We start from the raw sequence: 19,319 nt of genomic DNA, 5'->3' as shown, positions 1-19,319 counted from the left end.
TTTCCCCCTTTGGTCTTAAGTATGTTCTTTTATTGATCGAAATATCTTTAAAGAGAAAAAGACTGTCCGAGGACAGTCTGACTACACATTTTTAGTCGCTGCTTGTTTAATTTCCCGACGCATATCGTACAAGTTGACGACAATGGTTTTGATGACGGCATAAGCAGGAATGGCTAAAATAACTCCCCAAATACCAGCTAAATTTCCGGCAGTAAGGATAACAGTAATAACCGTTAATGGATGAATATCAAGCGCTTTACCCATTACATTCGGTGAAATTAAATTCGACTCAATTTGCTGCGCTACGAGCATAATGATCGATACATAAATTACTAGTTGAGGGTCTTGTGCCCATGCTACTAATAGAGCAGGAGCGACCGCTAAGTAAGGGCCTAAAAATGGAATGACATTCGTTGCCATGCCGAATAGTGCTAAAAGGAGTGCATAATCTAATCGAATGACTAAATATCCAATAAAGAGCATAACTCCTATGAGAAAACTAACAAAAAGTTGCCCCTGTATATAGGATTTTAATGTGTTGTCTAAATCACCTAGCGTCTTCTGTACCCACTCTTTACGATTCCCAGTGAAAAACTGAGTGATAAACGGAGTGAATTTTTCACGATCCTTCAACATATAAAACAAGAAGAACGGAACTAATACGATCGAGATGGTTGCTTGTAGCAATGATTGAATAAAGTTAATCAACCAAGTACCGAAAGACATAGCCATTGCTTGAATTTTATTAAGAGCTTCCTCAATTGCTTGCATTGCACTTTCTGGCAGTCGCTCTCGTTGATTCATTATGTAACTAATACCTTCTTCGGCTGCGTGAAACATTCGAGGGGTATTTTTAATCAGCTTTGTCATTTGTTCATTTACAAGCGGGCCAATGATCGTTGACAACATCCAAAATACTCCAAAAAGTAAGGCGAAAACAATTAAAATGGAAGACCATTTAGGGAAACGTTTCCCGTCGAGCCAGTTAACCATCGGACGTGTTAAGTAAAATAAAACACCGGCCAGTAAAATTGGTAAAAAGACCGTTTCTATCACGATCATCAATGGATAGAAAATATCTTGTACTTCTCTGAACATCCTAATAATGACAAGTAGAAGGATAATGCCAATCCCGAATTGAAACCAAGTTTTATGAGTCATGCACTCACTTCCTTTCTCTACTAGCTTTATTATACCGAGATAGGAGTGGTAGAGAAACCCTTTTATATACAAAACCGACAATGCACGCTCGGGATGAATCGAGAGTACGTTGTCGGTTTTTTGTCCATACGTCGCTAAACAGCGCCTTCCGCTTTTCAATTAAAATACTAAGTGGGCGATTCCAGCGATGATTGGTAGGGTGATGAGTGTTCTTAGGATGAAGATTAAGAACAGGTCTTTAAATGATACTGGAATTTTTGTTCCTAGGATTAGACCGCCCATTTCTGAAATATAGACGAGCTGAGAAACGGAAAGTGTCGCGATGACAAAGCGTGTAAGCTCGCTTTCGATTTCAGCGCCGATAACAGATGGTAAGAACATATCAGCAAAGCCGACCATAATCGTTTCAGATGCTTCTGCAGCAAATGGAATTTGTAGCAATTCAAGCAGTGGAATAAACGGCATTCCGAGCCATTGGAATACAGGAGTCGTTTCGGCAATCACTAGTGCAATTGTACCTAACGCCATGACGACTGGTGCTACACCAAGCCACATGTCGATAACGTTATGAATCCCATCCTTCACTACGTGAGCAGGTTTGTTTTTTTGTGCTTGTGCCACCGCTTGATTAAAACCGTAGGAAATCGGAGAATAGCCTGCAGGAATTCTCTCTTCAGATGTTGTTCTCTCATTTCCATTAATAAACGTATCTTCTTTTCTAGAAAGAGGCGGGATTCGCGGCAAAATCAATGCGGCTACGATTCCTGAAAGAATAACAGCTCCATAGAAAGGAATGAAATAATCTCCTAATCCAACATGAGAAATGACTACTAAACAAAACGTAACAGAAACGACTGAGAACGTAGTACCGATAATCGCGGCTTCTTTCTTCGTATAGAAGCCTTCTTCATATTGTTTACTCGTTAATAGCACCCCAATTGTACCGTCACCGAGCCAAGACGTGAGACAGTCGACAGATGAACGCCCAGGCAATTTAAATAGTGGACGCATCACTTTCGTTAATGAATAGCCAATAAATTCGAGCAAACCGAAGTTTAATAATAAAGGCAAAAGCAAGCCTGCAAATAAAAAAGTGGCAAATAATACAGGCAATAAGCTATTTAATAATAGGCCACCTGTATTTTCAGAATAAATGGCTTCCGGACCTAATTTTAATAAAGTCATCATGGCAAAAATAGCTCCTAGCACACGCACCGTTGTCCAAAAAGGTGTGATATCGAATAGGGAAGCTAAGAAATGAGAGCGTCTGACAAACTCGGGGCGAACAAGTTTTACAAATAACGTACCGAGCCCTGAAATCAGAATTAAAATCGCCATAATGGCCGGAATGTAGGCTCCTATCTTATCTTGCAAAGAATTAGACAAGAAAGCGATAGGAATAGTGTACCCTTCGCCGATTTTGACGGGGGTCATAAATAACAGAACACCGATGAACGATGGAATGATAAAACGTAAAATATGTGAGAATGAATAGTTGTTAGTCTTTTCCATTTTATTAATTATTCCTTCCTTTGTATAATTATTAGGAAATACTAATTTTAATGCGTATAAGCTTAAAAATCTACAATTTCCCTGTATTTTAAATATAAAAACAATTCGAATTATTTGTAAAAACTATAACATAATAATATATAATTGAAAAGATACAATGTCACAAATTCGACAAAAAGTGTAGAGGAATTTGTTAGAAGACTTTACACTTTCCTTGAAAAAGATGTTGCGTGTCATTCATGCTAAAATAAGTAAGTGAATACAATACAACATAGAGCAGGTGGAAAAAATGATAAAATGTATGGCTACAGATATGGATGGCACCCTTTTAAATGGGAAAATGGAAGTAAGTGAAGAAAATCGCCGAGCGATCAAAGCTGCTCAAGCAGAAGGAGTAGAGGTCGTTGTGGCGACGGGGCGTTCTTATGTTGAAGCTCGCTACGCCCTTGATCAAGCGGATATTCATTGTCCGATCATTTGCGCAAATGGGGCAGAAGTTCGGGACGTCTCTGGCGAAGTGATAAAACATTCTTTTATTGAGAAAGAAACAGCTACACGTATCTTCCAAATGCTAAAGGAAATGGGACTCTACTTTGAAGTACATACAGCCAAAGGTACGTTCACAGATGATTATGAAAAAGCGCTCGATATTATGGTTAATATTTTTCTAACAGCTCATTCAGAAATTCCGCAAGACCAAATTCGTGAAGCAGCTAAAATCCGTTTTACAAAAGGTCTCCTTCACTTAGTGGACAGCTATGAAGAGATTATTAATGATGAGGACACAGCTGTTTCCAAATTTTTAGCTTTTTCATTTAAAAAAGAGAAGTTAGACGAAGCGAAAACACAGCTCGCTCTTATGCAAGGTTTAGCGGTTAGTTCTTCAGGAAGTGAAAATATTGAAATTACTCATAGTGATGCTCAAAAAGGGATCGCTTTAGAACAATTCATAAGAGAAAAAGGAATTACCTTTGAAGAAACGATGGCGATTGGTGATAACTTCAATGATGTTTCTATGTTAGAGCGTGTGGGCTTCCCGGTAGCTATGGGCAATGCCAATCCAGAAGTGAAAGCACTATGTAACTACGTGACAGCCACCAATGATGAGGATGGAGTAGCAGCTGCTATTGAAAAATTGATCGGTGTAGAGAATCACGAGAATTTCTCGTGATTCTCTACCCAAACGAGTTGTGAGTGTGTTAGAATAATTCTTAAAATTCGAATAAAGAAGGCGAGAAATGTGAGTAGTGCACTAACGAAAGTAAAAGTAGAAGACATCGTCATGGCAAATCAAACGTTAAAAGATGTGGTGTCTCAAACACCATTACAAAAAAATGAGCTATTATCGGCGCGTTTCGGATGCAATATTTATTTAAAGCGCGAGGATCTGCAAATTGTTCGCTCTTTTAAATTACGCGGTGCGTACAATTTTATATATAGCCTGTCAGAAGAAGAGCGAGCCAAAGGAGTCGTTTGTGCAAGCGCAGGTAACCACGCGCAAGGAGTTGCTTTTTCTTGCAAGCAGTTAAATATTAAAGGAACTATCTTTATGCCATCCACTACGCCAAGACAAAAGGTATCACAAGTGAAGCTATTTGGTGGAGACAATGTGGAGGTTATTTTAACCGGAGATACATTTGATGATTCTTATTTAGCGGCGATGAGTTTTTGTTCAGAGAAGCAAATGGAATTTATCCATCCATTTGATGACTATCGAACGATTGCTGGGCAAGGAACAGTTGGCGTCGAAATCATGAACGAGATGTCTGATCCGATTGACTATCTATTTTGTTCAATTGGCGGCGGTGGCTTAGCATCTGGTGTTGGTTCGTATGTGAAGAGCATTAGCCCAAACACAAAAGTGGTCGGTGTAGAGCCTGAGGGAGCACCAGGGATGAAAACGTCCCTTGCTAATAATGAAGTGGTTGCTCTCGAACAAATCGATCCATTTGTTGACGGAGCGGCAGTGAAGCAAGTTGGCAATATTACGATGGAAATTTGTAAAGAAGTGCTTGATGATATTGTCATTATCCCGGAAGGAAAAGTATGTACAGCTATCTTGAAGCTCTATAACGAAAATGCGATCGTAGCGGAGCCAGCTGGTGCTCTACCGATTGCCGCACTTGACTTTTACAAGGATGAGATTAAAGGGAAAAATGTTGTTTGTGTTGTGAGCGGCGGAAATAATGACATCGATCGCATGCAGGAAATTAAAGAACGATCTCTCATTTATGAAGGGCTGAAACATTATTTCATCGTCAACTTTCCGCAACGTGCCGGAGCCTTACGAGAATTCCTGCACGAAGTACTCGGAGAAACCGATGATGTCACACGCTTCGAATACACGAAACGAAATAATCGCGACGAAGGCCCAGTCCTTGTCGGCATCGAGTTAAAGTACAAAGAAGACTACTTCCCACTTATCAACCGCATGAAACAAAAAGGATTTCCATACATCGAAATCAACAGTGATCCGTTTTTGTTTAATTTACTCATTTAAAGTGGAAGCCACGCTTAGGCGTGGCTTCTTTTTGTCTGTGGCAGCAGCAAGGTCGAAGAAAGCGGAGGAAAGTCGAAGAAGTGTGTGGCAAGGTCAAAGAAAGCGCGGGAAAGTCGAAGAAGTGTGTGGCAAGGTCAAAGAAAGCGGAGGAAAGTCGAAGAAGTGTGTGACAAGGTCGAAGAAAGCGCGGGAAAGTCGAAGAAATTTGTAGCAAGGTCAAAGAAATAGTTGATTGATCCAAGCTTTTTTGAAGAGTAACGAGTTTTTGTTAAAACAATGTAAATTCTCTATGTACTAAAAGGAAAATCAAGTCTTAGCAAGAAAAGAGGTAATGTAAGCTATTTTAACTGAAAGGACAAATAATATGATTATGAAACCACGTTCGAAGCCATTGCTTTTGTCGAAATTGGAGGTTTTAATGAATCGACTTCCGAAAAGGCATAGTCAAATGGCTGCCATTGAAGAAGCTTATGGGAGACATCAGGCTGGTTATCGAGGAGAACAAACCGTTGATTACTTTTTACGAGAGGTGAAGCGAAATGATGTGTTCATATTGCATGATATTCGATTACCAGCAGGAGAGTATTCCTTTTTTCAAATTGACACTGTGCTTTTAACACCTAATTTTTTCTTAATTATGGAAGTGAAAAACTATTCTGGACAACTATTATTTAAAGGAGATACGCGTCAACTAATACGAACGCTAGAGGGAAAGGAAGAAGTGTTTGCAGATCCGATTCTTCAAATGCGCAGACAGCAAAGGCACTTTATAGATTGGTTGGCTCAGCATAATGTATATTCTATTCCTGTACTCACCGCATTGGTCATGAGCAACTCATTAGCAAGAATCGATATTTCACCCCCTAATAAAAATTATATTAATCAAATCATTCATGCGTCGGAGATTCCCGATAAAATTGACGCCCTCCTGAAAACCTACTCTACTCCTATTTTACAATCTCACCAACTTCAATTTCTTTCTACACAAATCATTCAACAAAGTAATCCGTATGACTTAAATATAATGGCTCGTTTTCAAGTTCTAGAGAAGGATATAGTTAAAGGAGTGCGCTGCCCTGCTTGTAAAAGAATAGCTATGACAAGGATGAAGCGAAGTTGGCAATGCTTAAGTTGCCATCATGTATCGAAAAATGCTCATTTTGAAGCTCTACAAGAATATGCTCAATTGTTTGGCCACAAAGTTACGACTAAGCGATTAGCTGATTTTTTCCAAACGGAGTCCTTAAATTTCACATATAAATTTTTAAAGTCACTTCAACTCAAAGAAAGTGGCCATACTAAAAATCGTTGCTATTCTATCTCGAACTTAAATAATGATGCTAAGCATAAATAATCGTTGATATTGATAGAAAGTCGAAGAAAAGTCGCGTAAGGTCGAAGAAATGTCTAAAAAGTCGAAGAAAAGCCACACAACGTCAAAGAAGTCTAAACAAAGTTAAAAATCCCCGGTCCAATTCCGCGACCGGGGGTTACGTTTATAACTCGCTCACTTGGTCATCGTCCCAGCGATAGGACCAGAAGCGTTCAAATTTAATGCGTTGAATCGTTTGTTCATCGTTTTGATTTAGAAGCTTTTCCATTTCTTTTAGCATCCAAGCTGTTTGGGAGATGTGGGCGCGTAGGGCGTCCATTTTTTGCTCGAATGTGTCGTTAATATCATAGATGATATCGGGAGCGCCTAGATCTGAGTCTGTATTGTTAGCGAATGCGACGCAGTGCAATTTAGGGCGCTCGTTTTCTGGCAGTCGACGAATCGCACGAACGACAGCACGGGCGGTCGCTTCGTGATCAGGATGAACAGAAAAGTCGGGATAAAAGCTGATCACTAACGATGGTTTCAGCTCGTCTATTAAGTTGGATACAAGATTCGCCATTTTCTTATCATCTTCAAATTCTAATGTCTTATCACGTAAGCCCATCATGCGCAAGTCATCGATTTTCAATGCTTTAGCTGCCGCTTTCAATTCGGCTTTGCGGATTTCGGGCAGTGATTCACGTGTGGCAAATGGGGGATTTCCGAGGTTTCGCCCCATTTCTCCCAAGGTTAGGCAAGCGTAAGTAACGGGCGTGCCTCTTTTCGTATGAGTAGCAATTGTTCCTGAAACGCCAAACGCTTCATCATCTGGATGGGGAAAGATGACAAGGACATGGCGCTCTTTTTCGATTTCCATCACCATTGAGTAGTGCTCCTTCCCATTTTAGTAGTTAAAAGGCTCTTTGCCGATTTGCAAGGCAACAGCCAGCTTTCCGTCAAAGTCGTGCCCAGCTAGCAACAATCGTCCTTTTTCATCGAAGCTAAAGTGAGTCAAACCTTCTGCGTACACCCAGCCGATCGCTAGCTTTAAGCCGACGCGGTATGGACCGTCACCGACAATTTTCCCATGTTCATATTGAAGTTGGGCATTGCGAATATAAGCCCCCGCTGAAAACATTTTTTCATTAAAATGTGTCGCATAAGCGCCGTTTGTTGTTTCGAGATGAATATATACTTCTTCTTTAGCAAACTGATCGATAACATCTTGAACTTTTGATACGATAATTGGCTCCAAAGTGAACCCTCCTCTACAAGCCTGTAACAATTATTTTACTAAAATCGAGCGATGAAAGCGAAAAAAAAGACCGCCTTCTTTCAAGCGGTCCAATTGCACTTAGTTATTTACTTTATTGAAAGCACCATGCATAACAGGGCCTACGTATTGGTTAAGCTTAAATCCATGACGGATTGCGGCGTTCACAAATTGCTTCGCGTTCGTCACTGCGTCTTTTACGCTTTGACCATTGGCAAGGTTTGCTGTGATAGCTGCCGCAAATGTACAGCCAGCTCCATGGTTGTAAGTTGTTTCTACTTTGTCAGCTTCAAGCACAACAAATTCTTTGCCGTCGTAGAATACGTCGATGGCTTTCGTGTGATCCAGCTGTTTTCCACCTTTTACGACAACATTTTTTGCGCCGAGCTCATGGATTTTTTGAGCAGCTGCTTTCATATCTTCCACTGTGCGGATCGGGCCGACACCAGATAATTGCCACGCTTCAAATAAGTTCGGCGTTACAACCGTAGCGATCGGAAGTAGAAATTCGCGCATCGCAACAGGCGCTTCTGGATTCAGCACTTGATCGTCGCCTTTACAAACCATGACAGGGTCGATCACGACTTTATCGATGCCGTTTTCTTTCAAATGCTTACCAGCCATTTCGATAATGTCAGCCGTCGCCAGCATACCTGTTTTAGCCGCGTCAATACCGACAGACATCGCTGTTTTTAATTGAGCTTCTAACGTATCAAGGGAAAGGGGATGAACACCGTGGTGCCAATGATTGTTCGGGTCCATTGTTACAATTGTTGTTAGAGCGGTCATGCCATATACGCCGTGTTCTTGAAACGTTTTCAAATCCGCTTGGATACCCGCGCCACCGCTCGTATCTGAACCGGCAATCGTTAATGTCTTCTTCATCGTCATATTGTCCAAAACCTCCTAAAGTTCGTCAAGCAACATATATTAATATGTATTAATAGTGTAAAAAATTTAAATGTTTTACACAAGTCTTTTTAGAGTGCCGAACCATTGCAGGACTGGTAAAATAGGTGTAAATATCTACCGGTGATCGATTACTGAAAGGAGAGAGTATGTTGGCTACTTTAACAAATGATTGGGCAGAGTTGCTTCAGGGTGAATTTGAACAGCCTTATTATTTACAGCTTCAGGAATTTTTGAAACAAGAATATGCAACAAAAACCATTTATCCGAACATGTATGACATTTTCAATGCGTTTCATTTCACGCCTTATAAGGAGATCAAAGTAGTAATTCTTGGACAGGACCCTTATCATGGACCGAATCAAGCTCACGGTTTAAGTTTTTCTGTTCAACCGGAAGTCCCGTTACCGCCGTCGTTAAGAAATATTTTCAAAGAATTATCTCAGGATGTGGGATGCGAGATTCCGACTAATGGTTCGTTAATTCCTTGGGCTAAACAAGGGGTATTACTGTTGAATACCGTATTGACCGTTCGGCAAGGAGAAGCGAATTCTCATCGGAAGAAAGGGTGGGAACGATTTACTGATCGCGTGATTGCTTGCATTAATGAACGAGAAAAGCCAGTGATCTTTATTCTTTGGGGACGACCTGCTCAAAGTAAATTAGCCTTGATTGACCAATCGAAACATAAAATTATTCAAGCACCGCATCCGAGCCCACTATCAGCTAGTAGAGGATTTTTCGGAAGTCGTCCATTTTCACAGGCAAATGACTTTCTGCAAGAGCTTGGTGAAACACCTGTCAATTGGTGTCTTCACGATGATTGATGTTTCGACTACTATCGATGTTTCACGTGGAACATTGACAAAAACAGAGGGATTCTGAAGGTAAAAGAGGATGTTTGATGAAAAATAGACAACGTTACCAGCATTTGATCAATAGTATTGTTGCGATGAGTGCGATGTGTGTAATCGGAATGATTGGATTTAGCTATTTTGAAAAGTTAAACTTATTTGATGCTCTTTGGTTAACTATTATTACTGTATTGACTGTCGGTTATGGAGATACGATTCCGGTAACACATGGTGGAAAAGTGTTTGCGTTAATCATTATTCCAATTAGTGTCGGGATTGTTTCTTACGCTATCGGTGCGGTGGCTTCGCTCGTCGTAGAGGGTGAGCTTTCTACATCAATGAGGGAGAGAAAGATGAAAAGAAAGATTGATCAATTAGAGAATCATATGATCGTCTGTGGATTAGGGCGAGTCGGAGAAGAAGTATTGGAGTATGTCAGAGGTCGTAAAGAGATGCAGGCTGTATTTATTGACGAACGAGAGGAAGCTTTACATAAAGCACTTCAACCCGATGAATTTTTTATTGTTGGGGATGCAACTGAAGATGATATATTGAAGTCAGCTGGTATTGAACGAGCATCTACGCTAGTGGCGACGTTACCTAGCGATGCAGATAATGTGTTTATCACGTTGACGGCTAAGGGACTCAATCCTGATATTTATATTGTATCAAGAGCCCAAAGAGAGGCCACAGCTACGAAGTTGAAGACGGCTGGGGCAGCTAAAGTCATTAATCCGTCCTCCATTGGCGGGAAGCAAATGGTGATGTCTATTTTAAAACCATTAAGTGTCCGTTATATGGATTTAGTGCTCTCTGCAGACCAACATGAATACTCGATTGAAGAAATATTGGTCCAAAGTGACTCACCGTTTGTTGGACAATCATTGAGAGATTTAGATATTCGCAATGCTTATCATGTGACAATTGTGGCTATTTTAAGGAATGGATATTTAGTAGGTACACCGAAATCAGATGAAAAATTCCAGCCGCATGATAAAATAATAGTGTTTGGGGCTGAGGAAAATTTGACGGTGTTTGAAAAAGCGGTAACCCCTTAATGGAGGTGTGATCATGAATATTTCCCATCAATCTGTGCTGAACAAAATAGAAATAGAAGTTCGACAAGCACGGCAAGCTGAAAAAAGTGATGAAATTAAGCGGCATGTACATACGATTAAAGCGTTGTGTGATTTAGTATTGGAGTCTGCGGAGGGGCAAGGAATGGTTTCTTCTGTTCGAGCAGAGCACGCTTTTCCACCGCCGACATTGTCAAAGCCAACAATCAGTCAAGAAGAAAAGCTAGAAACAGAAGATGGAGCCAACGGTGATTCAATATTTGATTTCTAAGGAGAGGATGTAACAAATGAAGACATTTATTATTATCGGGGCCATTAACGCATTTTTATCAGTGGCTCTTGGGGCGTTCGGTGCTCACGGACTAGAAGGCAAGGTAGCGCCTAAGTATTTAGATATTTGGAAAACGGGTGTTCAATATCAAATGTTTCATGCCTCTGGCTTAATTTTTATCGGTATTCTTATGGGACAAATTCCGGCGAGTTCCCTTCTTAATTGGTCTGGTTGGTTAATGCTTGTTGGAATCATTTTATTTTCTGGAAGCTTGTACGTTTTAACATTGACGCAAGTTGGCGTTCTTGGAGCGATTACACCATTGGGTGGTGTGGCGTTTTTAGCGAGCTGGGTGCTACTTGTCCTTGCTGTCATGAAGATATAATTAAAAAACTGTTCCCTGATGATGGGGGAACAGTTTTTTTGCTAGGGCTCTTCCTTGCGATAAGTCAACATCGATTCACTGTCGTTCATCGTGTTGTCTAGCGCCGCCAACTAGCCGCTCGAGGTCAAAAGTCAATCCGTCCAAAAGGTTAAAGAACAACCTTTCAGCCGGCTCGTCTTTTGCTTGTCGCGGCTGACCAAGTTGGCTTTGCATTTCGTTTTCCGCTTTTGTTATCTAGGAGGGTAGCTGGCCATTGGTTGGGCGCCGTTGAATGGGTACTGATATTCGATTTCTTCGTCGAATGTGATGTAGTCGAGGTAAATCATTGGTAATAGGTAGCGCCTACCGGTTTGGGGGTCGCTTAAGATTAAGTGATCGCGACCAGCGGCTTCAATGACGCCTTTGAAGATTTTGGCGTTCCATTCACGGTTGTTTTCAAAGGTCATATAGACAGTAGCGACTTTTCCGCGGTTGAGTCTTAAAATGTTTTCGATGTAAGATTCTTCTGTTGGCAACATGCCAGGAGTCTGTTGCCCAGCTACTTGCCCAGTCGTTCCTCCTGCTGCTGGTAAGGTGGAGCCTGCTGGTGTCGTATACATAGGGCTTGGTTGATAATACATCGGCATATTATACATATACGGATTTGCGGTCTGTTGCTTCATTAAGAATCCTCCTTCGAATCGTTAATAAACGCTTGGACAATTGGCACGAGTCGGAGAAAAGAAACAATGCGATTTAAAGCGACCGGTATTCGGCTGATTATACCACTGGACAGGACAACTTCCAGGCGGCTCGAAAAACCATAAAGAATTGCTAGCAGGATGGTAGCGCCCTCCTCGAATCGTTTTTCGAGCAAGGTTAATATCTTTTTGCCTCGCTCTTTGATAAAAATAACCTTTTTGTGTAGCCTCAAATCCGCCTGGTCGTTGATAGACCATCGAGCGAATCGTACGAATATCTTTAAAATCGAGACAGTCCGCCCGAGCGCGGTTGATGCCAACGTTGCCTACCATCAACATGCCGAGCTGGCCGTCTCCTTCAGCCTCTGCTCTCATCAACCTAGCTAACAGTTTCACATCTGCTTCATTATGAGCAACGACTCCCACAATTCCACCTCACTTTTGTCAAACGACTTTTCAGTTTATATGTATGTGAAAGGGTGGAGTTCATGACCGAAAACTTTGCGGAATGGAGAGTTTCAAAAGTGTACAACTAAAAAACCTCTCCTACCAAGTAGAAGAGGATTTCATTCATTAATTTACATGTAACATTTGTTCAAGCTTCTCGTCATCCATTAAGTTTCCGACGAAGAAAGAACCGAATTCGCCGTAGCGAGCGCTGACTTCATCAAAACGCATTTCATATATGAGTTTTTTGAATTGAAGGACATCGTCAGAGAATAACGTAACGCCCCATTCATAGTCATCAAAACCGACAGAGCCAGTGATGATTTGTTTAACGATACCAGCATATTGACGGCCGATCATGCCGTGGCTGCGCATTAGAGCACCACGCTCTTTCATCGGAAGCATGTACCAGTTGTCTTCTCCTTGACGGCGTTTATCCATTGGGTAGAAGCACACATGTTTCGCTCTAGGCAGCTCTGGATATAAGCGAGCGCGAATTTGTGGATTTGCATAAGGATCTTCATCAGAAGATAAATAGTTGCTAAGTTCAACAACAGAGACGTAAGAATAGCTAGGGATCATGTATTCAGCAATTTTTAACTTATTGAATTCAGTTTCTAATACGTTTAACTCTTCCATCGTTGGACGAAGGATCATTAACATAAAGTCTGCCTTTTGACCGACCACACTGTAAAATGCGTGACTGCCTTCTTTCGCTTCATGCGCGATGTTTAATTTCGCTAAAAATTGTTGGTACTCGTGAATTGCTGTTTGTCGCTCATCGCTAGAAAGCATTCTCCAGCTCGCCCAATCGATTAGACGGAAATCATGAAGGCAATACCAGCCATCCAATGTTTTTGCTGCTTCGCTCATGTCATTCACTCCTATGTATTCATTTTCAATCTCTAATATAACATAGTTTGCCCTACAAACGATAAGAAGACACTTCGGACGACAAAATCTAGCGTGATAAATTTTTCTTGAATTATTGTGTAAGAAAGGTATGCTGAAAGAATGTGAGGTAGTTGATTTTGGGTAGAAGGGGATTCAGCCTATGAGTGAAAAGCTAGAGCTACTCAAGCAAAAAGAGTGGCGAATCATTGATCAATCGAGTCTAGGTCCGATGTTTGATGCGTTGCAATCGTTTGCGATGGATGACACGCTTTGTACCTCGGTCGGTGCCGAGGTCAGTCCGGCGACGGCGAGAGCGTGGGTGCATCATGACACGATTGTGCTCGGCATTCAAGATACGAAGCTCCCTTTTTTAGCCGATGGCGTTCAAGTGTTAAAGGATGCTGGTTATCGAGTGATTGTTCGTAATTCAGGTGGGCTTGCGGTTGTGCTCGATGAAGGAGTGCTTAATTTATCATTGATTTTCCCGGATACAGAAAAGGGAATTGATATTGATCGTGGGTATGAAGCGATGCTGACACTTATTCGAGAGATGTTTGCAGAATATAGCGAGCAGATTGAGGCATTTGAGGTAGTTGGTTCATATTGTCCGGGAAGCTATGATTTAAGTATCGGAGGCAAGAAATTTGCCGGTATTTCTCAACGACGCATTCGTAAAGGCGTAGCGGTACAAATTTATTTATGTGTTACAGGTAGTGGGAGTGAACGAGCGGAGCTGATTCGCCGTTTTTATCAAGCTGGTAAAAAAGCTGAGCAAACAAAGTGGGTCTATCCAACGATTCAGCCGAGTGTGATGGCTTCGTTATCGGAATTATTTAGTGAGGAGCTAACTATTCAAGAGGTCATGCGGCGTTTCTTGACCGTATTAAACAACTATAGTGATCGATTAGTGCCTAGCTCCTTAGCGGGGGAAGAGGCTGATTGGTATCAACGGTATTTACAGCGAGTAGTCGAGCGGAATGAGAAAGCGTTATTAGAGTGAAGGGGAAGGGGGCTGACTTTGACAATCAGCCCTTTTAAACTTTATTCTGCCATCTTTTCTAAATTTCCGTTGCGATCCATTTTAAAAGAAGTAGAGGATGGATCTTCTTCGTCAAACAAAATGAGCTTTCGCGCACGGTTCATGATTTTCATTAATGTTTCATAGTCTTCTTGCATTGTTTCAGAGTTTTGTTCCAGCTCGGCCACACGATCTTCTAAACGTGTGTTCTCTTTCTCCGTCTCCGTAAGCTCATGCTTTAATCTGGCATTCTCTTGTTTCAATCGATCGGTTTGATAGGAATTTCCTGAGACAGCTTGCAAAAAGGCAATCACTTTTTCCATTGTGATTTCGCCTGTTAGTTGCGGAGTAGCTGAAGTAGGAGCCATATCTAGTGCCATTTCCACATCATTGCCAAGCGGCATGGACATCGCTTCGACTTCTTCTAATGATGGCGCTGGCGGTTGGTACAATAGCTTTTTCTTTCCACCTTGTTCTTTTCCAAGCAAACGATTGCGCTGTTTTCGTTGTCTTTTTGCAAGGTCTAATGCCTTTTCGTATTGATGACGGACGACAGCATTCCACCGGAACCCACAAGCAGCTGATGTTCGATTTAATTGGTCACCAACTTCTTCAAAAGCATTTAACTGTGTGCTACCTTCACGGACATGACGCAACACCGTTTCCGCTAGCAATAGATCATTCTCTTCTGACCATGCATCTTGCCTGTTTTTCATTTATTTTCAACTCCCTTTTTTAGTGAAAAATATGTCTACTGACAGGATGAGCAAATTACAATAGATTTATACCAATATGGAAAAATAATTTTTTTCTGCTAGTTTAACTGTTTTTAGTGGAAACATTGCTTAAACGTGAAGGATTGCCCCTTGCAAACGACAACCATTCCATGTAAAATATCGAATAGTTTGATCTTATAAAAGAAAGGACTTGTATATAGATGGCAAATGAATTTCGCGTTTGCGATGATTGCCAGGCTGTGAACTTGAAAACTTTGTTGCCGAAGTTGAAGGATATCGACCCAGATGCGACTATTGATATTGCCTGCCAGTCTTACTGCGGACCAGGACGTAAAAAAACTTTTGCTTTTGTTAATAATCGGCCAGTGGCTGCGTTGACGGAAGAAGAGTTAATGGAAAAAGTGCGAAAAAAGTTAAAAAAATAGTTGGAAATCACCTAACCGTTCGAAGTGGATGAGGTGATTTTTTGTTTGATAAATAATAGATTTTTTAGTTGAGAGTTGCAGATCAAAAGGGATCTATTTGATTGTTTTCCTTATTACTATATGCAATAGCCCTGTAGATTCTTCACTTTTTTGAGAAAAGAACAAATTCGATCATTGTTTATCCCGATAAATATGCCAAAGTTCGTTATAATGGAAGCATGATGAAGCAGGAATGGGGGTATACAATGGAGTATTCAAAGCGAAAGTTACAAGAAGAGAAAGTGTTTAAAGACCCTGTTCACCGATATATCCATGTACGTGATGTCGTGATTTGGGATTTAATTGGAACGAAGGAATTTCAGCGCTTGCGCCGAATACGACAGTTAGGCACGACGTATTTGACGTTTCATGGGGCCGAGCATAGTCGCTTTAATCATTCATTAGGGGTGTATGAAATCGTTCGTCGCATCGTTGATGATGTGTTTGCTGGTCGTCAAGAGTGGAATGTCGAGGACCGACTGCTATCTTTATGCGCCGCATTACTTCATGACGTCGGACATGGACCTTTTTCGCATTCCTTTGAGAAGGTATTTGGACTTGACCATGAGGAATTTACGAAGATGATTATTCTTGGGGACACAGAAGTGAACGCCATATTGACAAGAGTAGATCGACAGTTTCCAAAAAAAGTAGCAGAAATTATTGGGAAAACGTCTGAAAATAAGCTCGTCGTCAGTTTGATCTCCAGCCAAATTGATGCCGATCGAATGGATTATTTGCAGCGTGATGCTTATTTTACCGGGGTGAGCTACGGTCATTTTGACATGGAGCGAATCTTGCGAGTGATGCGTCCGCGGGAAGATCAAGTCGTCATTAAACAAAGTGGGATGCATGCGGTGGAAGATTATATTATGAGCCGCTACCAAATGTATTGGCAAGTGTATTTTCATCCAGTCACAAGGAGTGCTGAGGTGCTGTTGACAAAAATTTTGCATCGGGCGAAAGAGCTGTTTCGAAAAGAATATAACTTTACTTATAAGCCCCTCCATTTCTATTCGATCTTTAATGAAGAGTATGTCCTTCAAGACTATTTAAAATTGGATGAAGCGGTGATGCTTTATTATTTTCAAGTGTGGCAAGAAGAAGAGGATGCGATTTTAAGTGATTTATGTCGCCGTTTTGTGAACCGAGATTTATTTAAGTATATCGAATTTGATCCGGCGAAAGATTACCGTAAGCATAGTGAGCTTGAGGCGCTATTTAAGAAGGCGGGCATCGATCCGGAATATTATTTAGTGTATGATTCTTCCTCCGATTTGCCGTATGATTTTTACCGACCGGGCGAAGAGGAAGAGCGTCTACCGATTTATTTGTTAATGAAAAATGAGGAACTTCGAGAATTGTCACGAGAGTCAGAGATTGTTGACGCCATTTCGGGGAAAAGACGAACAGACCATAAATTATATTTTCCTGCAGATAGACTGTATGATCAGTCATCGAGACGAAATATAAAAAAGCAAATTCGGTCGATTTTGGAAATTTAGTGTGTGAACGATAAGGTGGGAGTTGAATAAATTGTGTTAAAAGAACATGCAAAATTAATGGGGGCGTTGGCAGCCTGTGGAGAAGTGATCGGGCGAAAGAAGTTGCAGAAAATGATTTACATCGCAAAGAAGATCTCCTTCCCTTTTCAGGAAAAGTTCGAATTTCATTTTTACGGACCTTATTCAGAGGAATTAACGCTGCGTGTAGAAGAGTTGTGCAATATGGGATTTATCGGTGAAGTGCGCGAGAAAAAAGGCGGATACTATCAATATCGCTATACGATGACGGAAGAAGGCGAGACGTTTTTAAAGCATGCCGATGTAGACATGCCTCGTTTAAAAGAGACGGCGATAGAAATGAATAGCCAATCGGCTCGCTTTTTGGAATTAGTGTCTACTGTACTTTATTTTGATACATTACCACGTGAAGAAGTAGCAGAAAAAATCTTTACGCTCAAAAGCAAACAACGCTACACCGAAGAAGAAATCGACGAAGCGTATGCTTATATTGAAAAATTAAAGAAGCTACAATGAAAACTCGCTCCTCGGGCGGGTTTTTTTATTGGATGGGGCGGATTTCTTTGATATTAAGGGCGAGTTCTTCGATGTTTGAGTGGTTTCTTTGATCTTATGAGGAATTTTTTCGACGTTTGTATCATTTCTTTGCTCTTATGAACGTTTTCTTCGACATTCCAAGGCATATCTTTAGTGAATAGACTCTATGCTAAAAAGCCAGCTGAAAGTTAAAAAATAATCTTTCAGCTGGCTTCGCTTTTCGGTTGTCTAGCTCCGCCTCCTAGACACTTGAGTCAAATGTCAGCCTGACTGCATGGCTGAAGAACGCCATTCCGTCATTCTGTCATTCTGTCATTTGCTTGTCGTGTCTGAGCAAGTCGGCTCCGCATTTCTATTGTCTAGCTCCAGGCGCTAGCGACTAGTGGACTTCCACGCTCCTCCTTGCGATAAGTCAACATCGATTCACTGACGTTCATCGTGTTTCCTTTATCTCGATCGGATCATTCCAGTCCATACGTCGCTAAACAGCGCCTTCCGCTTTTCTATTTGTCTAGCTCCAACGGCCAGACTCTCGGGCATAAGTCGTCACGTCTATGTGGCAAAGAACGCCACTTCGACGGTCCGTCTTATGCCTTTCGAGTCTAAACGGCCGTTTCCGCATTTCGATTGTCCAGCTCCAGGCGCTAGCGACTAGTGGACTTCCACGCTCCTCCTTGCGATAAGTCAACATCGATTCACTGACGTTCATCGTGTTTCCTTTATCTCGATCGGCTCGTTCCAGTCCATACGTCGCTGGACAGCGCCTTCCGCTTTTCTATTCTTCGTCGCTTAGTCTTTTTCCGGCTACGGCGTAGTGGTTTTTTGTCATTTCTTCAATGAAGACGACGATTTTTTCTTCTGGGGCACCTGTTGTTTCGCTGACAGCGGCTGTTACTTTTTCTGCTAGTGCTTTTTTCTGGTCTTCTGTGCGACCTTCAAGCATTTTAACTGTTACGTATGGCATAATATTTCTCTCCTTTTCTATAATGAACTATGTAGGTTCAATCAAATTGTAAGCTTTTTTTATGTGATTAAGCAACATTACAGAAAAGGAAATAATAGAAATAGATGTGCGATATCAGTTACAATAATAATTATTAAATAAAAAAGGGGTTTGTTATTTGGAGCGTTTTTTAGCTTTTTCATTAGAAGAAATGCCGTTTGTTGTCATTGCTCTTGTGGTTGCGTTTACGTTTCATGAGTTTGCTCATGCGTTTGTTGCGTACAAGTTTGGAGATGATACGGCAAAGGAGCAAGGGAGGCTAACGTTGAATCCGATTTCTCATCTTGATCCGATCGGTACGATTTTTATTTTAATCGCAGGATTTGGTTGGGCTCGTCCGGTGCCTGTAAATCGTCGTAATTTCCAAAACCCTCGGCTCGCTAGCATTTTAGTTTCCTTTGCGGGACCGCTTAGCAATTTCATCATCGCCTTACTTGCTTTTGGATTGATGTTTTTCTTAGTGCCAGCTGGGATTCCGCCGTTTTTCGTTGATTTACTACAAATGATGGTGTGGCTGAATTTAGTGTTATTCGTATTCAACTTGTTGCCATTCCCACCGCTTGATGGTTACCGAATCATCGAAGATTTAGCTTCGCCAGCGACACGAGTGAAATTAACACAATACGAGCAATATGGCGTGTTAATTTTCTTGATCATCGTGATTACACCGCTTAATCAATGGGTGATTCAACCGATTTTTAATATGGTTTTACCTGCGCTCTTGCAAGGGTTTGCGATGATCTTTTCAATTTTTGTTTGA

The 19,319-nt window shown here is 41.3% G+C and carries 24 protein-coding genes; 12 read left to right on the top strand and 12 right to left on the bottom strand.

Annotated features, from left to right (window positions below; translation table 11 throughout):
- Window positions 1–81 precede the first annotated feature (81 nt).
- Window positions 82–1,161: an AI-2E family transporter gene (locus ACSVDJ_RS17805; RefSeq protein WP_439167692.1), complete on the bottom strand. Its 1,080-nt coding sequence runs from the start codon at window positions 1,159–1,161 to the stop codon at window positions 82–84.
- A 159-nt stretch (window positions 1,162–1,320) separates the two neighbouring features.
- On the bottom strand, window positions 1,321–2,673 hold the full coding sequence (locus ACSVDJ_RS17800) for a YjiH family protein (protein WP_439167691.1): 1,353 nt from the start codon (window positions 2,671–2,673) through the stop codon (window positions 1,321–1,323).
- Between the two features lie 301 nt (window positions 2,674–2,974).
- Here ACSVDJ_RS17800 and ACSVDJ_RS17795 point away from each other — a divergent pair, with 301 nt between their 5' ends.
- From ACSVDJ_RS17795 to ACSVDJ_RS17785, 3 genes are all read left to right on the top strand, one after another.
- The gene (locus tag ACSVDJ_RS17795; RefSeq protein WP_518619560.1) at window positions 2,975–3,844 is read left to right on the top strand and encodes a Cof-type HAD-IIB family hydrolase; all 870 of its coding nucleotides are present in this window, start codon (window positions 2,975–2,977) and stop codon (window positions 3,842–3,844) included.
- A 69-nt stretch (window positions 3,845–3,913) separates the two neighbouring features.
- Entirely contained in the window at window positions 3,914–5,173 is a 1,260-nt protein-coding gene (gene ilvA / locus ACSVDJ_RS17790) for a threonine ammonia-lyase IlvA (protein WP_439167688.1), read from the top strand.
- A gap of 364 nt (window positions 5,174–5,537) precedes the next feature.
- Complete coding sequence (locus ACSVDJ_RS17785; RefSeq protein WP_439167686.1) at window positions 5,538–6,527, top strand: nuclease-related domain-containing protein; 990 nt, start codon at window positions 5,538–5,540, stop codon at window positions 6,525–6,527.
- A 142-nt stretch (window positions 6,528–6,669) separates the two neighbouring features.
- On the opposite strand, the gene bshB2 is transcribed toward ACSVDJ_RS17785, so the two are convergent.
- The 3 genes from bshB2 to pdxK form a co-directional block, all read right to left on the bottom strand.
- Window positions 6,670–7,365 (bottom strand): bacillithiol biosynthesis deacetylase BshB2, encoded by a 696-nt coding sequence (gene bshB2, locus ACSVDJ_RS17780; protein ID WP_439167939.1) that lies wholly within the window; start codon window positions 7,363–7,365, stop codon window positions 6,670–6,672.
- A gap of 27 nt (window positions 7,366–7,392) precedes the next feature.
- Window positions 7,393–7,743: a YojF family protein gene (locus tag ACSVDJ_RS17775; protein ID WP_439167685.1), complete on the bottom strand. Its 351-nt coding sequence runs from the start codon at window positions 7,741–7,743 to the stop codon at window positions 7,393–7,395.
- Between the two features lie 99 nt (window positions 7,744–7,842).
- A complete protein-coding gene (gene pdxK, locus ACSVDJ_RS17770; protein WP_439167683.1) occupies window positions 7,843–8,652 on the bottom strand; it encodes a pyridoxine/pyridoxal/pyridoxamine kinase in 810 nt (269 codons plus the stop codon).
- A 170-nt stretch (window positions 8,653–8,822) separates the two neighbouring features.
- Here pdxK and ACSVDJ_RS17765 point away from each other — a divergent pair, with 170 nt between their 5' ends.
- The 4 genes from ACSVDJ_RS17765 to ACSVDJ_RS17750 all read left to right on the top strand — a co-directional run bounded on the left by ACSVDJ_RS17765 (window position 8,823) and on the right by ACSVDJ_RS17750 (window position 11,256).
- Window positions 8,823–9,497: a uracil-DNA glycosylase gene (locus ACSVDJ_RS17765; protein WP_439167682.1), complete on the top strand. Its 675-nt coding sequence runs from the start codon at window positions 8,823–8,825 to the stop codon at window positions 9,495–9,497.
- Between the two features lie 77 nt (window positions 9,498–9,574).
- Window positions 9,575–10,582: a potassium channel family protein gene (locus ACSVDJ_RS17760; RefSeq protein ID WP_439167680.1), complete on the top strand. Its 1,008-nt coding sequence runs from the start codon at window positions 9,575–9,577 to the stop codon at window positions 10,580–10,582.
- A gap of 13 nt (window positions 10,583–10,595) precedes the next feature.
- Window positions 10,596–10,871: a YwdI family protein gene (locus tag ACSVDJ_RS17755; RefSeq protein WP_439167679.1), complete on the top strand. Its 276-nt coding sequence runs from the start codon at window positions 10,596–10,598 to the stop codon at window positions 10,869–10,871.
- A 16-nt stretch (window positions 10,872–10,887) separates the two neighbouring features.
- Window positions 10,888–11,256, top strand: a complete 369-nt coding sequence (locus ACSVDJ_RS17750) for a DUF423 domain-containing protein (RefSeq protein WP_439167677.1) — start codon at window positions 10,888–10,890, stop codon at window positions 11,254–11,256.
- A gap of 75 nt (window positions 11,257–11,331) precedes the next feature.
- Here the strand turns inward: ACSVDJ_RS17750 and ACSVDJ_RS17745 are convergent, their stop codons facing one another.
- The 4 genes from ACSVDJ_RS17745 to hemQ all read right to left on the bottom strand — a co-directional run bounded on the left by ACSVDJ_RS17745 (window position 11,332) and on the right by hemQ (window position 13,256).
- The gene (locus tag ACSVDJ_RS17745) at window positions 11,332–11,469 is read right to left on the bottom strand and encodes a hypothetical protein (RefSeq protein ID WP_439167675.1); all 138 of its coding nucleotides are present in this window, start codon (window positions 11,467–11,469) and stop codon (window positions 11,332–11,334) included.
- A 17-nt stretch (window positions 11,470–11,486) separates the two neighbouring features.
- Window positions 11,487–11,918 (bottom strand): spore coat protein GerQ, encoded by a 432-nt coding sequence (gerQ, locus tag ACSVDJ_RS17740; RefSeq protein ID WP_439167674.1) that lies wholly within the window; start codon window positions 11,916–11,918, stop codon window positions 11,487–11,489.
- A gap of 21 nt (window positions 11,919–11,939) precedes the next feature.
- A complete protein-coding gene (locus tag ACSVDJ_RS17735) occupies window positions 11,940–12,362 on the bottom strand; it encodes a cell wall hydrolase (RefSeq protein ID WP_439167672.1) in 423 nt (140 codons plus the stop codon).
- A gap of 147 nt (window positions 12,363–12,509) precedes the next feature.
- A complete protein-coding gene (gene hemQ / locus ACSVDJ_RS17730) occupies window positions 12,510–13,256 on the bottom strand; it encodes a hydrogen peroxide-dependent heme synthase (RefSeq protein ID WP_439167670.1) in 747 nt (248 codons plus the stop codon).
- Between the two features lie 181 nt (window positions 13,257–13,437).
- On the opposite strand from hemQ, the gene lipL reads away from it, so the two are divergent.
- Entirely contained in the window at window positions 13,438–14,277 is an 840-nt protein-coding gene (gene lipL, locus ACSVDJ_RS17725) for an octanoyl-[GcvH]:protein N-octanoyltransferase (RefSeq protein ID WP_439167668.1), read from the top strand.
- Window positions 14,278–14,318: 41 nt separating this feature from the next.
- Here lipL and ACSVDJ_RS17720 read toward each other — a convergent pair whose 3' ends face one another.
- Entirely contained in the window at window positions 14,319–15,011 is a 693-nt protein-coding gene (locus ACSVDJ_RS17720; protein ID WP_439167667.1) for an RsfA family transcriptional regulator, read from the bottom strand.
- Between the two features lie 221 nt (window positions 15,012–15,232).
- Between ACSVDJ_RS17720 and ACSVDJ_RS17715 the strand changes: the two genes are divergently transcribed.
- From ACSVDJ_RS17715 to ACSVDJ_RS17705, 3 genes are all read left to right on the top strand, one after another.
- Complete coding sequence (locus ACSVDJ_RS17715; RefSeq protein WP_095479196.1) at window positions 15,233–15,457, top strand: YuzB family protein; 225 nt, start codon at window positions 15,233–15,235, stop codon at window positions 15,455–15,457.
- A gap of 245 nt (window positions 15,458–15,702) precedes the next feature.
- Window positions 15,703–17,001 (top strand): HD domain-containing protein, encoded by a 1,299-nt coding sequence (locus ACSVDJ_RS17710; RefSeq protein ID WP_439167666.1) that lies wholly within the window; start codon window positions 15,703–15,705, stop codon window positions 16,999–17,001.
- Between the two features lie 33 nt (window positions 17,002–17,034).
- The gene (locus ACSVDJ_RS17705) at window positions 17,035–17,535 is read left to right on the top strand and encodes a YwgA family protein (RefSeq protein WP_439167664.1); all 501 of its coding nucleotides are present in this window, start codon (window positions 17,035–17,037) and stop codon (window positions 17,533–17,535) included.
- Between the two features lie 532 nt (window positions 17,536–18,067).
- Here the strand turns inward: ACSVDJ_RS17705 and ACSVDJ_RS17700 are convergent.
- The gene (locus ACSVDJ_RS17700) at window positions 18,068–18,265 is read right to left on the bottom strand and encodes a hypothetical protein (RefSeq protein WP_439167662.1); all 198 of its coding nucleotides are present in this window, start codon (window positions 18,263–18,265) and stop codon (window positions 18,068–18,070) included.
- A 66-nt stretch (window positions 18,266–18,331) separates the two neighbouring features.
- Window positions 18,332–18,520, bottom strand: a complete 189-nt coding sequence (gene thmT, locus ACSVDJ_RS17695) for a 2-hydroxymuconate tautomerase (protein WP_439167661.1) — start codon at window positions 18,518–18,520, stop codon at window positions 18,332–18,334.
- A gap of 157 nt (window positions 18,521–18,677) precedes the next feature.
- On the opposite strand from thmT, the gene ACSVDJ_RS17690 reads away from it, so the two are divergent.
- Complete coding sequence (locus ACSVDJ_RS17690) at window positions 18,678–19,319, top strand: site-2 protease family protein (protein ID WP_439167659.1); 642 nt, start codon at window positions 18,678–18,680, stop codon at window positions 19,317–19,319.

Source organism: Bacillus sp. Hm123, from assembly GCF_051842975.2.
GTDB lineage: Bacteria > Bacillota > Bacilli > Bacillales > Domibacillaceae > Bacillus_CE.
This window is presented reverse-complemented; position numbering and strand designations above follow the sequence as displayed.

Bases quoted from the DNA above. Each gene is read 5' to 3' on its own strand.
- ACSVDJ_RS17805 (WP_439167692.1), bottom strand. From the start codon at position 1,161: ATGACTCATAAAACTTGGTTTCAATTCGGGATTGGCATTATCCTTCTA.
- ACSVDJ_RS17800 (WP_439167691.1), bottom strand. From the start codon at position 2,673: ATGGAAAAGACTAACAACTATTCATTCTCACATATTTTACGTTTTATC.
- ACSVDJ_RS17795 (WP_518619560.1), top strand. From the start codon at position 2,975: ATGGCTACAGATATGGATGGCACCCTTTTAAATGGGAAAATGGAAGTA.
- ACSVDJ_RS17785 (WP_439167686.1), top strand. From the start codon at position 5,538: ATGATTATGAAACCACGTTCGAAGCCATTGCTTTTGTCGAAATTGGAG.
- bshB2 (WP_439167939.1), bottom strand. From the start codon at position 7,365: ATGGAAATCGAAAAAGAGCGCCATGTCCTTGTCATCTTTCCCCATCCA.
- pdxK (WP_439167683.1), bottom strand. From the start codon at position 8,652: ATGACGATGAAGAAGACATTAACGATTGCCGGTTCAGATACGAGCGGT.
- ACSVDJ_RS17760 (WP_439167680.1), top strand. From the start codon at position 9,575: ATGAAAAATAGACAACGTTACCAGCATTTGATCAATAGTATTGTTGCG.
- ACSVDJ_RS17755 (WP_439167679.1), top strand. From the start codon at position 10,596: ATGAATATTTCCCATCAATCTGTGCTGAACAAAATAGAAATAGAAGTT.
- ACSVDJ_RS17750 (WP_439167677.1), top strand. From the start codon at position 10,888: ATGAAGACATTTATTATTATCGGGGCCATTAACGCATTTTTATCAGTG.
- ACSVDJ_RS17745 (WP_439167675.1), bottom strand. From the start codon at position 11,469: ATGCAAAGCCAACTTGGTCAGCCGCGACAAGCAAAAGACGAGCCGGCT.
- gerQ (WP_439167674.1), bottom strand. From the start codon at position 11,918: ATGAAGCAACAGACCGCAAATCCGTATATGTATAATATGCCGATGTAT.
- hemQ (WP_439167670.1), bottom strand. From the start codon at position 13,256: ATGAGCGAAGCAGCAAAAACATTGGATGGCTGGTATTGCCTTCATGAT.
- lipL (WP_439167668.1), top strand. From the start codon at position 13,438: ATGAGTGAAAAGCTAGAGCTACTCAAGCAAAAAGAGTGGCGAATCATT.
- ACSVDJ_RS17720 (WP_439167667.1), bottom strand. From the start codon at position 15,011: ATGAAAAACAGGCAAGATGCATGGTCAGAAGAGAATGATCTATTGCTA.
- ACSVDJ_RS17715 (WP_095479196.1), top strand. From the start codon at position 15,233: ATGGCAAATGAATTTCGCGTTTGCGATGATTGCCAGGCTGTGAACTTG.
- ACSVDJ_RS17710 (WP_439167666.1), top strand. From the start codon at position 15,703: ATGGAGTATTCAAAGCGAAAGTTACAAGAAGAGAAAGTGTTTAAAGAC.
- ACSVDJ_RS17700 (WP_439167662.1), bottom strand. From the start codon at position 18,265: ATGAACGTCAGTGAATCGATGTTGACTTATCGCAAGGAGGAGCGTGGA.
- thmT (WP_439167661.1), bottom strand. From the start codon at position 18,520: ATGCCATACGTAACAGTTAAAATGCTTGAAGGTCGCACAGAAGACCAG.